The organism is Phytobacter sp. MRY16-398 (assembly GCF_003925915.1).
GTDB lineage: Bacteria > Pseudomonadota > Gammaproteobacteria > Enterobacterales > Enterobacteriaceae > Phytobacter > Phytobacter diazotrophicus.
The window spans coordinates 2581541-2595175 of record NZ_AP018756.1; the positions used below are offsets into that span (position 1 = coordinate 2581541).

Sequence of the window (13635 nt, forward strand, 5' to 3'; positions counted from 1 at the left end):
GAGTTGTTCTACTGGATTATTATTCCCGGTAACGGAAATGATGCGGTGTTCATGGAGTGCGAGGAATTGTCATGCAATACCTGATGCTAATCATGCTCGTTAACGCCTCCGGGAATATCGACTACAAAGACCCTACGGTGTTTTATTCAAAGAAAGCGTGCAACGAAGCGCAGAAGGTCATCAAAGAGATGACGCCAAAAAATGCGGCCGTCACGATGATTACGGCATGTGTGCCGAGGGGTGGGAGGGATTGATATGTGCGGATATCCGATTAAGCCTGTGAAAATTTCAGATATGGAAGATGCCAAAAAAGTGCGCGACAGAATTATGAGATATTTGCGCTTCCATCAGAAAATGGCGCTTGTCTGGAACCTGATGTTTTGTGCTTCCGTTGCCGCTCCATTTTTGGTTATCGCCATCTTTGCAATGAGGTTCATCAATGCCTAAATCAGCAGCACAACGCAAAGCGGCGCAACGCGCCCGGCAGTCAGCGTCAGGCGATCGGAAGTTTGAACTGATGCTTGACGCGCAGGAAGTGGAAATGCTCCGGGAAAATTGTGCTCTCCGCCGCCCGCAGCGTGAACCATATGGCATGGATGAATATATCTCCATGCTCATTCGCAAAGACAATGCAGAGTTACAGGCGCAGCTTGCAGAACAGTCAAAGCGCCAGTGCCCGAAGTGCGGCGATGCATTGCCTGGCGACAAGCAGGGCTGTGCATTCATCGGTGAAAGCGCGTGCTGGCAAACGCTGGGGTGGCATGAAACAAAACTGGTGGCACAATGACCAGGGTTTACCAGCTTTACTGGTCTTATGAAAAAGAGATCAGCACTCGGCATTATCAGCATGCCAGAAACATCAGGGCCAGAATGGATAAAATGCAGGTTGCTATTCTTAAGCGAAATCATATGCGCCTAAGAAAGACTATCTGTCCCCGTGGAAAAGCATACTGGAAGATTCTTTCTTTGGATAACGGCATGTGACATGTCGCGATTGCTAAGACAAATCTCAATGCCGCCGAATATGGCGGCTTTGTTTTGTGTGTTACTATTACCAAAATGGTAAACATTTATGGTAAATGCCATGCCGACAAAAGAGCATAAACGCAAATCAACGCAATATAAGCCCCTTACAGCGATGCAGGAGGCTTACGCACAGGAATACATCAAGTGTCCTGAGAATCAGGCTCAGGCAGCGATTAACGCAGGATTCTCGCCTAAATCGGCGCACGTCAAAGCCAGCATCATGATGCGGGATGAGAGAATTAAGAAACGGATAGCTGAATTGATGGCCGAGCGTAATAAACGCCTCCGCGTCAGCGCCGATTACGTCCTCTTGCGCCTGGTGGAAATCGACCAGATGGACGTGCTGGATATTATGAACGATGACATGAGCATCAAGCCTGTCTCTCAGTGGCCTAAAGTATGGCGCCAGTATCTGTCAGGCTTTGACCTGGCTGATATGTTTGAGGGCCGGGGTGATGACAAAGAGCTTGTTGGCATCCTCAAGAAAATAAAATGGCCTGACAAGGTGAAAAACCTTGAGCTCATCGGTAAGCACGTCGACGTTAACGCATTCAAAGAGCGCGTTGAGGTTTCCGGTACGCTGACCATTGCCGACCGTATGGCCGCCGCACGTAAGCGCGTCAAAGAACGTGAAGGTGGTGACCAGTGACACCGGGATCCATCTCGCCAGAAGAGCAGCTTGTTGAAGACATTGCCAGCTTCACGCATGACCCGCTGGGCTATGCGCTGTATGCGTTCCCGTGGGGTGAAGAGGGCACTGACCTGTCTCATGCAAAGGGTCCGCGCAAGTGGCAAGAGAAGACATTTAGAAAGATTGGCGAGCATCTTCAAAACCCAAACACCAGGTATCAGCCGCTTAAAATTGCCAGGGCATCAGGGCACGGGATCGGCAAGTCCGCTTTCATATCGATGCTGATCAACTGGGGCATGTCTACCTGCGACGACTGCAAAATAGTCGTTACTGCGAACACAGAAAACCAGCTACGCACAAAGACATGGCCGGAAATCATAAAATGGTCAAACCTGTCCATCACTAAAGACTGGTTCACAACGACCGCCACCGCGATGTACAGCAACGACCCGGGGCATGTTTCTAACTGGAGGGCAGATGCTATTCCGTGGTCGGAACACAACACAGAAGCTTTTGCAGGCCTGCATAACGAGCGTAAGCGTATCATCCTGATATTCGACGAAGCATCCAATATCGCCGATCTGGTGTGGGAGGTGGCCGAAGGTGCGCTTACCGACGAAGACACAGAGATTATTTGGGTGGCGTTCGGCAACCCGACGCGCAACACCGGTCATTTCAGGGAGTGTTTCAGGAAATATCGCCATCGCTGGGACTGCGATCAAATCGACAGCCGCACCGTAGAGGGCACGAACAAGGAGCAGCTCAATAAATGGGTTGAGGACTACGGCGAAGACAGCGACTTTGTGAAGGTGCGCGTGCGCGGTATCTTCCCTGATGCGTCGGAAAACCAGTTCATTCCGTCTGGACTGACTCAGCCAGCAGTGGGCCGCGTCATCACGCCTGAACAGGTACAGCATGCCGCCGTTATCCTCGGTGTCGACCCGTCGCACCAGGGTAAAGACCCGGCAGTTATCTATCTGCGGCAGGGGCTGCACTGCAAGAAATTGGGAGAGTACCCGCGCACCACTGATGATGTCTGGTTTGCGAAGGTGATCGCCGATTTTGAAGACCAGTACCAGGCCGATGCGGTATTCATCGACTACGGCTACGGAACCGGGCTGAAATCAGTCGGGGATAACTGGGGCCGGACGTGGACGCTTATTCAGTTCGGCAGCGGTACGGCAGACCCTGAGATGGGCAACAAGCGCGGCGAGATGTACAAATCCGCCCGCGATGCGCTGAAACTCGGTGCTCAACTCGACAGCCAGGATTTAGCGGACGAACTGAGTGCGCCAGAATACAAGGTTCGCCTGAAAGACAGCAGAAAGATTTTACAGGACAAGGACGAGGTTAAGGAACTGCTCGGACGCTCGCCAAACAATGCTGACGCCTATGTGCTGACCTACGCCGCGCCGGTGGTTAAACGCCAGTTTATACCGGGAGAGAAGCTCCAGCAGGGCCGTGCCATCACTGACTACGACCCGTGGGCATGAAAAAGCCCGCGCATTAGCGGGCTGATTGTGACATGTCACGGCTTTAAATTCGCGCATATCCAGATTCAAAAGCGCTCGCTGGGCTGAATGACTTGTAGCCATCATCATACACCACGTAGTAACCACCAATTTGAGGTTTGTGCTTGCAGATATATTCAGCGGACACCTCAAATTCCCCATATCCATCATCTTCCGGGGTAATCACAGCGCCGTATGATGCAGAGCATGATTTACCAGTAGTGTCTGGGTTTGGCTTGTACTGTATACCTTTAATTTTCAGCGCCCATACTTTTTTGTGGCACTGATAACGGGGCATTTCTGCTGAGTTTTCGCTCATGTTATTCACCTTAAAAAGTAATTTCATTGAATCCAGCATTGACCATCTTGGCGATCATTTTTGCTTCGCCTTCTGTAATGACACCTCTTTGCACAAGAACTGCATGAAGGCATTGCAGCTTCATGTTGTAGAGATGATACCTTCGGTAATCATCCTCTGTTTTATTCTTTTGTTGCGCAGCCTCAAAAGTTTCATGAAGCCCGCCGCCCATGTTGTACCACTGCCAGCACTTACCGAATTCACGATTCAGATCGTGATCATTCAGGGTATCAATCAATGAAAGGTCGGTAATAGCTGCTTCATTTTCAGGCTGGTAACCTTCACCGATTGCGGCTTTGACGTATTCCAGCATTTCTGCGCGTGGTGGGGTAAGCTTAGGGATAGGGGCAGATAAACCAGGTATTTTACCTGTGTATATCGCATCATAAAGTGAAAGAATGTGGTCAAAATCGCGCCCGCCATTAGGAAAGTATTCCTGCATTACACCAGCAGCGAGGGCTCTGTTTTCATCATAAACATTACAATTTCCTGTGCATGGACCACTGCCAGTAAAGCAATTGATACATGCGTGGTCGTGTTTTTTTTCGCTCATTTTCATCACCTTAAAAAAATGCCCGGCGAACCGGGCGAATTGTATCAACGACGGGGTGTCTTCCTTGACGTGGGTGTGGCTAGTTACAACAGAAAGTCATCGCAATGGCGTTCTGGTGTAAAAAGGGCGATGACAATCCTTCAAGGAAACTGCCACCGCCAAGACTACACACAGCAATATGGGTACTACGGTTTACCACGGTCCTAACGTGATTCGGTTGTGGGCCAGGCGCTTATCTTCTGGTTGCCTCAATGGGCTGCAATTCACCACAACGGAAAGAGCACTGACGAGCGTCGTCACAATCTCATGTCGGCGTTTCGCGATCGCTATTCCGAAGATATGAGTTGCCGTCTGCCTAATGCTCTTACCTGTTGTGTGCCGGGCGCTACTCCGGCTGATCTCTTGGTTATCCTGGGACTTCCACCCTGGATGTAGCGCACTTCAATTCGCATCCTCGTCTCTTCCGAGGTGTCACACCGTATCGCCACGATGGTGAGTCGCAACATCGTGACTAAACGATGGCTTGCACATTCCGGCTACCTGCTCAGTGGAAATGACACATAAAGTACCCACTGTCAGACCGCTGCGGCGCATGTGCCATACACCGAAACACATCACACTCCACCGTTTGCAATTAACGACCAGGCCATCAGTCATTTGTCAGAGTGCAATATGTTTACCTAAAAGGTAATATTCACTGCTTTGCATGTCAATACCCTACGCGAAATAATTCATATGTGGTTAAATTGGTAATAATTTAATCCGCACGGAGTTATCGCAATGTGTATTGGTTCCACTCCGAAAGTCACCGCCGCCCCTGAAATTCAGGCTGCACCACAAACGCAGGATGCCGCAGTCGTTTCTGCCCGCGATGAAGAAGCCCGCCGCCGCCGCGCTGCTGCTGGTCAGAGTTCAACTCTGCTTACTGGCGCTCAGGGTGTCACCACTCAGGCCAATACCAGCGGTAAAACGCTGCTCGGTCAGTAACGGGTTATCAAAATGGCTGACAATGAATCCCTGAAAGAACGCCTGGAAAAACAGTTTGCTCAACTGTGCAACGATCGCTCCTCTTTCGAGACGCACTGGCGTGAACTCAGTGATTTCATCAACCCGCGCGGCAGCCGATTCCTCACGTCAGACGTAAACCGCGACGATAACCGCAACAATCGCATTGTCGACCCGACTGGCACTATGGCAGCCCGCACACTGGCATCAGGCATGATGTCCGGCATCACTTCCCCGGCCCGTCCGTGGTTCCGCCTGGCGACTCCTGACCCTGACATGATGGACTACGGCCCGGTAAAAGTGTGGTTGGAAGTCGTGCAGCGCCGCATGAACGATATGTTCAACAAGTCGAACCTGTACCAGTCACTGCCTCTGCTTTATAGCAGCCTGGGAATCTACTCGACCGGGGCAATGGCTGTGCTTGATGACGATCAGGACATCATCCGCACGCAGATGTTCCCGATTGGCAGTTATCACCTGGCTAACTCAGCACGCGGAAGCGTCGATACCTGTTTCCGCAAGTTCTCCATGACTGTGCGCCAGCTTGTCGCTGAGTTTGGCCTTGATAAAGTCAGTTCAAGCGTCAAGGGCATGTTTGACTGCGGGAATTACGAGAAGTGGATCGAGATTACTCACGCCGTTTACCCGAACATGGACCGCAACACGGGCAGCCTGCTGGCAAAAGACAAGCCGTATAAGTCGGTTTACTACGAGTGCGGCGGCGATGAGAAAAAACTGCTACGCGAATCCGGCTTCGATGAGTTCCCGATTATGGCCCCGCGCTGGGAGGTCAATGGCGAGGACGTTTACGGCTCATCCTGCCCTGGGATGCTGGCGCTTGGTCAGGTAAAAGCTCTGCAACTTGAGCAAAAACGCAAGTCACAGTTGATCGACAAAGCAACTAACCCGCCGATGGTCGGCCCGTCATCGCTGAAAAACCAGCGTGTTTCCCTGCTGCCTGGCGATATCACCTACATCGACAACATGACAGCACAGGACGGGTTCAAGCCCGCCTACATAGTTAACCCGAACACGGCTGACCTGCTTGCTGATATCCAGGATACGCGGCAGATCATCAATTCTGCATTCTTCGTCGACCTCTTCATGATGCTGCAAAGCATTAACACCCGCTCTATGCCCGTTGAAGCGGTGATCGAGATGAAAGAAGAGAAGCTTCTCATGCTTGGCCCTGTGCTGGAACGTCTCAACGATGAATGCCTTAATCCGCTCATTGACCGCGCATTCAGCATCATGGCCCGCAAGAACATGCTCCCGCAACCGCCGGAAGTAATGCAGGGGATGCCGCTTCGCGTTGAATACATCTCCGTAATGGCGCAGGCCCAGAAATCTATCGGGCTGTCCAGCCTGGCTAACACCGTCCAGTTCATCGGTCAGCTTGCTGCTGTCAAGCCGGAAGCGCTAGACAAGCTCAACGTCGATCAGGCTATCGACACCTTTTCCGACATGTCCGGCGTTTCCGCAACCGTCATTCTCCCGCAGGAGCAGGTGGATCAGATTCGCCAGCAGCGCGCACAGCAACAGCAACAACAGCAGGCAATGCAGATGGGCATGGCGGCGGCGCAGGGTGCAAAAACACTCAGCGATGCGCAGACCACAGACCCGAGCGTGCTCTCTGCTCTGTCTGATGCGGCCAAAGGAGCGATGCAGCAATGACCGAATTCGACGATGACGCGCGCCGCGCCGAAGCGGAGGCGAAACAGAAGCTCATGGCTGAGCGTGAAATCTCAGATATCCGCTTTGTCATGGGCAGTGAACAGGGCCGCCGTGTTGTCTGGTCACTGCTCGAAAAAGGTCAGGTGTTTGGCTCCTGTTTCACCGTAGACCCGCAGGTGACGGCATTCAACGAAGGGCAGCGCAACCTGGCGCTGGTTCTGTTTCAGCGCGTTATGGCGCACTGCCCGGATCAGTATCTGGTAATGGCTAACGAAGCCAGCAAAGAGGAATAACCATGAATTTATTTGAACGTCTGCTGTTCCGTCGGCTGTGCAATGAACAGGGCGCTGATGGTGGTGTGGCAAATACAGCCGCTACTGGTGCTGCTTCTACCAGTCAATCAGAGCAGCAGTCAACTTCCACGTCCCCACTGGCTGATAACCAGCAGACCCAACAGCAGACGCAGGAACAACAGCAGCAATCTCAGGAGCAGCAGACTCAGGAGAAAAATCCTGGTGATGAACAGAAAAAGCCTGGTGAACAGAAAGACCAGAAACCAGAAGGTGCGCCTGAGAAATACGAATTTAAGGCCGGAAAGAACGGTGAACTGGATCAGGAAGCCCTGAAAGGTTTCGAACCGCTGGCCCGCGAACTGAACCTGACCAATGAGCAGGCTCAGAAAATGGTCGACCTGTACGGCGAAAAACTGCTCCCGCAGATCCAGAAACAGCAGACCGAAGCCTGGCAGAAAACGACTGAGCAATGGGCCGCTGACGTCAAAGCCGACAAAGAAATCGGCGGCGACAAGCTCGTTTCCAGTCTCAGCGTTGCGCAGCGCGCGCTGGATCAGTTCGGTACGCCTGAACTGAAAGAATATCTGAATGCGACTGGCCTGGGTAATCACCCTGAACTGGTGAAAGCGTTCGTGAAAATCGGTAAGTCCATGTCGGAAGACGGCATGGTTACTGGCTCGAAAACTACGACACAGTCCGTAGCTCAACGTATGTACCCAAACATGAACCCGTAAGGAGATAACCATTATGGCAACTCTTGCAACAGGTCAATTGACCCTGGCGGACTGGTCGAAACGCACCGGACCTGATGGGAAAATTAGCCCAATCGCAGAACTGCTGTCCCAGCAGAATGACGTTCTTGAAGACGTCGTGTTTATGCAGGCCAACCAGCCGACCAGCCACGTCGTAGCAATTCGTACTGGCCTGCCGTCTGTTTACTGGCGCGCCTACAACATGGGTGTTCCGTCCAGCAAATCCACCACTGCCCAGGTAACTGAGCCGTGTGCAATGCTGGAAGCACGCAGCCATATCGATGCGAAATTGCTGCAACTGAACAACAACAGTGCAGCTTTCCGCCTGTCAGAAGAATCTGCATTCATCGAAGCGATGAACCAGGAAATGACCGGGAAGATTTTCAACGGCAACGTTGGTACCGACCTGAAAACGTTCTCTGGTCTTGCTACCCGCTACAGTTCAACGACTGCCGGTAACGGTCATAACGTGATCCTTGCTGGCGGCTCCGGTTCCGATAACGCCTCTATGTACCTGGTGGTATGGGGTGAGCAGACCGTGTTCTGTCCATTCCCGCAGGGCTCATCTGCTGGCCTGAAATCTCGCGACCTTGGCGAAGAGTCCGTACAGGATGCAAGCGGTAACTGGTATCAGGCAGCGCGTTCTCTGTTCCAGTGGGACGCAGGCCTTGTCGTCAAAGACTGGCGCTATGTAGTCCGTATCGCGAACATCGACGTTTCTGACTGGGTAGGTGTAACCGGTACCCAGGCAACCACCGCGTCTACCAACCTGATCAAGCTGATGATGCGCGCAATCGCACGTATCCCCAACTTTGCGATGGGACGCGCGGCGTTCTACACCAACCGCTCAATTCAGGAAGGGCTGATGATTCAGGCGCTGGAGAAATCCAACAACGCGCTGGCTATTCAGGCCGCCCTGTCTCAGTTTGGCACACAGATGAACAACCTGACGTTTATGGGTATCCCGGTGCGTCGTGTTGATCAGCTGGGTATCGCTGAAACCCTGGTATCTTAAGGAGATACACCATGACCATTCTTGATGCTCAGCTTCAACTTTCCGCAGCACAGGCTGTCACCGCTTCGGCGGTGTCTACCAATACCATTGACCTCGGCACCAGCCTCGATATTGGTACTGGTACCCAATTGTTTGCGGTGGTTGGTGTTGATACCACTGCAACCGCTGCGGGCGCTGCAACCGTTCGTTTCCAGGTTATCACCTCGGCTAACGCCAACCTGTCCAGTGCTAACGTCATTTCGCAAACCGATGACATTCCGATCGCTAACCTGACAGCAGGTCGTAAGCCGATTGTTATTGCGCTCAGCCCGGCTGTGCTGAACTCACTCCCTGTTGGTCAGCGCTACCTCGGTCTGCAATACACCATCGGTACCGGCCCGCTTACCGCAGGCGCGTTTACCGCGTACCTGACTAACTCTGGTGTTGACGTTGGCAAAAACTACGCCAGCGGCTTTACCGTAGCTTAACAGGGGGTAATTGATGCCGCGTTATAAAGCAAATGTTGACCTGTGGATTTCCCACGAAAACCGCAAGGTCAATGCCGGTGACGAATTTGAAACAACCTTCCCGAAGGTCATTAATGACAAAGGAAAGGAAGTGGATATGAATCTCGGCAGCAATATTGAGTTGATCGAAGACAGCAAAAAAGCTGACTGAACATTAACCAGATAAGCGTAATAAACAGGGGCCGATGGCCCCTTTTTAGAATGAAGGTGCCGCATGTCTTCCATCATTGAAATCTGTAACCGCGCGTTGAGCAACCTCGGGAATAGCCGCAGCATTAACAGCCTGACAGAAGCCAGCAAAGAAGCCGGCGAATGCTCATTGCATTTCGAACCGTGCCGCGATGCCGTGCTGGCAGACTTTGACTGGAACTTCGCAACCAAGCGCGCGGCGCTGGCCGATACCGGTAACCCTCCGCCTGACTGGCAGTATGCCTACAGATACCCGACTGACTGCCTGCGTATCACTGAAATTATGCTGCCCGGTGTGCGTAATCCTACTGCAGATCAGCGTGTGCAGTACGAGGTTGGCAGCGATGCAGATTTGACCGGAAAGCTGATTTACACCGATCAGCCTGATGCGTGGCTGAAATATGTAGCCCGCGTTGCTGACGTGAATATGTACGATGCCATTTTCATTGAGGCGCTGGCCTGGCGCCTGAGTGCCGCCATCAATATGACGCTAACCGGCAATGCTGACCTTGGTAATAACGCCCTGCGCATGTACCAGAGCGTTATCCTGAGCGCTGGCTCACGCAGCATGAATGAGTCCCAGGAGCCGCCGCAGCCTGATAGCGAATTCACGCAAGCGAGGTTGTCATAATGGCCGTCAGCTTCATTCAACCATCATTCGCCGGCGGTGAAATTGGCCCGTCGCTTTACGGCCGTATCGACATGGCGAAATACTCCGTCGCGCTTCGCGTCTGTGACAACTTCATCGTGCGGCAGTATGGCGGGGTGGAGAATCGCCCCGGTACAAAATTTGTTGCCGCAGCAAAATATCCGGATCGCAAATGCCGCCTTATTCCGTTCCAGTTCTCAACGGTACAGACCTATGCGCTGGAGTTCGGCCACAACTACATGCGTGTGATCAAAGACGGCGCAGTAGTGCTGACGACCGGGAACGTGATTTATGAAATCGCTACGCCGTGGGCAGAGTCAGACCTGTTTAACCTGAAATTCACGCAGAGCGCCGACGTTATGACGATCTGCCACCCGTCATACCCGCCAAAAGAACTGCGCCGCTATGCGCACGATAACTGGCAGATCGTTGACGTTGTCACAAACAACGGTCCGTTTGAGGATATCAATACTGTTCAGACGTCGACTGTTTATGCCAGCGCTGAAACCGGAACGATCACACTGACGTCTAACGTGGCAATCTTTGGCGCGGAACAGGTGGGCAAGCTGTTTTATCTTGAGCAACCCGCCGTTGACTCTATCCCGGTATGGGAGACCAGCAAAACAACTGCGATTAACGATGTTCGCCGTGCAGACAGCAATTATTATCGCGCCAATACCGCCGGGAAAACGGGGACATTAAGGCCGTCTCATGATGAAGGGATGGCCTGGGATGGATGGGGCGGAACTGGTGATACTGATACTGGCGTGCAGTGGGAATACCTGCACAGCGGATTCGGTATTGCGCGTATCACCGCTGTTGCATCAAATGCTCTGTCAGCAACTGCGACGGTTATCAGCCGTATCCCGTCAAACGTCGTTGGCAGCACTAAAGCCTCGTACAAATGGGCACGTTTTGCGTGGAATTCAGTGAATGGATACCCGAGCACCGTAACCTATTACCAGCAGCGCCTGTTCTTCGCAGCATCAGCAGCGCAACCGCAGACCATATGGGCCAGCCGCACTGGTGATTATAAGGACTTCGGTAAAAACCTGCCTATTCAGGATGACGATCGGATTGTCTATACCTACGCCGGGCGCCAGGTAAACCAGATACGCCACCTGATTGACGTTGGTTCTCTGATTGTGCTGACCTCCGGCGGCGAGTTTGTGGCAAAAGGCGACCAGAACAACACGCTTACACCGTCATCATTCTCTCTGAGCAGCCAGGGCTCTAACGGTAGCAGCATTGTTCCACCGATCGCAGTTGCTAATATCGCGCTTTTTGTTCAGGAAAAGGGTAGCGTTATCCGCGATCTGGCTTACTCGTTTGATGTCGACGGCTATCAGGGTAATGACCTGACGATCCTGGCTAATCACCTGTTTCAGAAGCACAGTATTGTCGACTGGTCATTTGCCATCGTGCCGTATTCCAGTGCGTTCTGTGTCCGTGATGACGGGAAACTGCTGGTGATGACGTACCTCAGAGAGCAACAGGTCTTTGCATGGGCGCCGCAGTCCAGCGACGGTCTGTACGAAAGCACCTGCTCTATCAGCGAGGGCAGTGAGGATGCTGTTTATTTCAGTGTTCAGCGCGTTATCAACGGGCAGACAGTGCGCTACATCGAGCGACTCTCAAGCCGCCTGTTCCTTGATGACCAGGACGCATTCTTTGTTGACTGCGGGCTGAGTTATGACGGGCGAAACACAGGAAATGCGCGCGCCGTTACGCTGACTGGTGGGAGTGGTTCATGGCCGTATGAGCAGCAGTACACGCTGACTATTACGGGCGGGACATATTTCACCAGTGGTGACGTTGGCGCACAAATCCAGTTGCCGTATACCGGTCAGGATCCTGAAAGTGGCGCTGATGTGGCTATGGAACTGCGCTGCGATATCGTTTCCGTCAGCAGCGGTACTGCCGTTGTCGTTCAGGTTAACCGGGATGTACCTGCTGTACTGCAAAATGTGGCAACTACTAACTGGCAAATGGCGCGGGAAACATTCTCAGGGCTGTCTCACCTTGAAGGGCAGACGGTAAACATCCTTTCTGATGGCAATGTTGAACCGCAAAAAGTGGTTACTGGTGGTGCCGTCACGCTGGAATCTCCAGGCGCAGTTGTGCACATCGGCCTGCCAATCAATGCTCAGTTTGAGACGCTGGACGTCAACGTAAACAACCAGGAAACGCTGCTGGATAAAAAACAGCTTATCAATACGGTAACTCTGGTCGTTAATGCCAGCCGAGGTATTTTTGCCAGTACCCCGGGCGGTAAGTGGTACGAATACCCGCAGCGCGAATTTGAGTTTTACGACGATCAGGTTAATGACGCCACCGGTAAGGTGGAGATCAAACTTGACAGCCAGTGGGATAAAAATGGCCGCGTCAAAATCCGCCAGACTGACCCGCTCCCGCTGTCGGTGCTCGCCGTTATTCCTCGCGTAACAGTAGGGGGATTCTGATGATCGATGCACAGATTTTACCCTGCACACGACAACACATTGAAGAAATGCTGCCCCGCGTCAGGCAGGCCGACACTGACGAATTTCTGGCGACAAATGGATGGTCTGCGCAGCGTGTCCTTGAGTACGGCTATGAAGCGTCAACATTCTGCTGTGCCGGGCTGATTAATGGCCGCGTGGTGACTATTTTTGGTGTCGCCCCTGGTTCAATGATTGGCGGCGTTGGCATACCGTGGCTGGTAGGGACTGACGATCTGGAAAAATATCAGCGTACTTTTCTGCGTCGCTGCCGTCATGTTGTTAGCGTCATGCTTGATGTCTACCCGCGCCTTGAAAACTACGTTGATGCACGCAACCACGTAGCCAAATCATGGCTTCACTGGCTCGGGTTTACGCTGTCTGAACCAGTTCCATATGGCGTTTCCGGGCTTCCATTCCATCACTTCACCCTGGAGAAAAAATAATGTGCGATCCGGCTACAGCGCTGGCAGGTGCAACAATCGCCCTCGGTGGCGTGTCAGCATATAACCAGTACCAGAACGGAAGATATCAGGCTTCTGTTGCAAATCAGAACGCAGAAACAGCAACAGCACAGGCCAATGACGCCATCAATAGAGGCAATGCCGCCGCAGAGCAGCGCCGCGTCCAGATGCGTCAGCAACTCGGCACTCAGGCTGCAACTCTTGGCGCAAGTGGTGCAGACCTCACAAGCGGAACAGCGCTAGATATCACTGGTGATACTGCTCAATTTGGCTCACTGGATGCACTGACAACGCTGAACAACGCACAGCGCGAGGCATACGGCTATCAGGTACAGGCTACTAACTATGAGAATCAGGCCAGCGCTGCACGGAGTCAGGGAAATATGGGTGCATTAACCACGCTTCTTACTGCACCGCTTAATGCCTACGGCGCATACAAAATGGCCGGAGGTGAATGGAACCCGTTCCGCCAGGCTAATGCAGCACCTATTTCTGCCGCCGTCGGCACACCAACAGGCCGTTAAGGAGG

At 52.6% G+C, this 13635-nt stretch carries 18 protein-coding genes; 16 read left to right on the forward strand and 2 right to left on the reverse strand.

Features of this window, described 5'->3' with window-relative positions; genetic code table 11:
• The first annotated feature begins 71 nt into the window (after positions 1-71).
• The 5 genes from MRY16398_RS12715 (at position 72) to MRY16398_RS12735 (ending at position 3150) form a co-directional block, all read left to right on the forward strand.
• Positions 72-254: a hypothetical protein gene (locus MRY16398_RS12715; RefSeq protein WP_125124493.1), complete on the forward strand. Its 183-nt coding sequence runs from the start codon at positions 72-74 to the stop codon at positions 252-254.
• Position 255: 1 nt separating this feature from the next.
• Positions 256-447 carry a hypothetical protein gene (locus MRY16398_RS12720; protein ID WP_125124494.1) on the forward strand — a complete coding sequence of 64 codons (192 nt, stop codon included), beginning with the start codon at positions 256-258 and terminating at the stop codon, positions 445-447.
• Positions 440-787 (forward strand): hypothetical protein, encoded by a 348-nt coding sequence (locus MRY16398_RS12725; protein WP_125124495.1) that lies wholly within the window; start codon positions 440-442, stop codon positions 785-787. Before MRY16398_RS12720 ends, MRY16398_RS12725 begins: the two co-directional genes overlap by 8 nt.
• Positions 788-1084: 297 nt before the next feature.
• A complete protein-coding gene (locus MRY16398_RS12730; RefSeq protein WP_125124496.1) occupies positions 1085-1675 on the forward strand; it encodes a terminase small subunit in 591 nt (196 codons plus the stop codon).
• Positions 1672-3150 carry a terminase gene (locus MRY16398_RS12735; protein ID WP_125124497.1) on the forward strand — a complete coding sequence of 493 codons (1479 nt, stop codon included), beginning with the start codon at positions 1672-1674 and terminating at the stop codon, positions 3148-3150. The genes MRY16398_RS12730 and MRY16398_RS12735 overlap by 4 nt, the downstream gene beginning before the upstream one ends.
• A 43-nt stretch (positions 3151-3193) precedes the next feature.
• Here MRY16398_RS12735 and MRY16398_RS12740 read toward each other — a convergent pair whose 3' ends face one another.
• Together MRY16398_RS12740 and MRY16398_RS12745 are read right to left on the reverse strand one after the other, a co-directional pair.
• On the reverse strand, positions 3194-3487 hold the full coding sequence (locus MRY16398_RS12740; protein ID WP_125124498.1) for a hypothetical protein: 294 nt from the start codon (positions 3485-3487) through the stop codon (positions 3194-3196).
• 10 nt (positions 3488-3497) lie between these two features.
• A complete protein-coding gene (locus tag MRY16398_RS12745; RefSeq protein ID WP_125124499.1) occupies positions 3498-4079 on the reverse strand; it encodes a hypothetical protein in 582 nt (193 codons plus the stop codon).
• Positions 4080-4859: 780 nt separating this feature from the next.
• On the opposite strand from MRY16398_RS12745, the gene MRY16398_RS12750 reads away from it, so the two are divergent.
• The 11 genes from MRY16398_RS12750 (at position 4860) to MRY16398_RS12795 (ending at position 13630) form a co-directional block, all read left to right on the forward strand.
• Positions 4860-5066 (forward strand): hypothetical protein, encoded by a 207-nt coding sequence (locus MRY16398_RS12750; protein WP_125124500.1) that lies wholly within the window; start codon positions 4860-4862, stop codon positions 5064-5066.
• A 12-nt stretch (positions 5067-5078) separates the two neighbouring features.
• The gene (locus tag MRY16398_RS12755) at positions 5079-6758 is read left to right on the forward strand and encodes a portal protein (protein ID WP_125124501.1); all 1680 of its coding nucleotides are present in this window, start codon (positions 5079-5081) and stop codon (positions 6756-6758) included.
• Positions 6755-7051 (forward strand): Bbp19 family protein, encoded by a 297-nt coding sequence (locus MRY16398_RS12760; RefSeq protein WP_125124502.1) that lies wholly within the window; start codon positions 6755-6757, stop codon positions 7049-7051. The genes MRY16398_RS12755 and MRY16398_RS12760 overlap by 4 nt, the downstream gene beginning before the upstream one ends.
• 2 nt (positions 7052-7053) lie before the next feature.
• On the forward strand, positions 7054-7785 hold the full coding sequence (locus tag MRY16398_RS12765) for a peptidase (protein ID WP_125124503.1): 732 nt from the start codon (positions 7054-7056) through the stop codon (positions 7783-7785).
• A 13-nt stretch (positions 7786-7798) separates the two neighbouring features.
• Positions 7799-8818, forward strand: coding sequence for a major capsid protein (locus MRY16398_RS12770; protein ID WP_125124504.1), 1020 nt, complete (start codon positions 7799-7801; stop codon positions 8816-8818).
• Positions 8819-8829: 11 nt separating this feature from the next.
• Complete coding sequence (locus MRY16398_RS12775; RefSeq protein ID WP_125124505.1) at positions 8830-9285, forward strand: Bbp16 family capsid cement protein; 456 nt, start codon at positions 8830-8832, stop codon at positions 9283-9285.
• Positions 9286-9298: 13 nt separating this feature from the next.
• Entirely contained in the window at positions 9299-9475 is a 177-nt protein-coding gene (locus MRY16398_RS30580) for a hypothetical protein (protein ID WP_165158156.1), read from the forward strand.
• A gap of 63 nt (positions 9476-9538) precedes the next feature.
• Complete coding sequence (locus MRY16398_RS12780) at positions 9539-10144, forward strand: hypothetical protein (protein WP_125124506.1); 606 nt, start codon at positions 9539-9541, stop codon at positions 10142-10144.
• Positions 10144-12624 (forward strand): phage tail protein, encoded by a 2481-nt coding sequence (locus MRY16398_RS12785; RefSeq protein WP_125124507.1) that lies wholly within the window; start codon positions 10144-10146, stop codon positions 12622-12624. The genes MRY16398_RS12780 and MRY16398_RS12785 overlap by 1 nt, the downstream gene beginning before the upstream one ends.
• Complete coding sequence (locus MRY16398_RS12790; RefSeq protein ID WP_125124508.1) at positions 12624-13088, forward strand: hypothetical protein; 465 nt, start codon at positions 12624-12626, stop codon at positions 13086-13088. The genes MRY16398_RS12785 and MRY16398_RS12790 overlap by 1 nt, the downstream gene beginning before the upstream one ends.
• Entirely contained in the window at positions 13088-13630 is a 543-nt protein-coding gene (locus MRY16398_RS12795) for a hypothetical protein (protein ID WP_125124509.1), read from the forward strand. Before MRY16398_RS12790 ends, MRY16398_RS12795 begins: the two co-directional genes overlap by 1 nt.
• Positions 13631-13635: the final 5 nt, after the last annotated feature.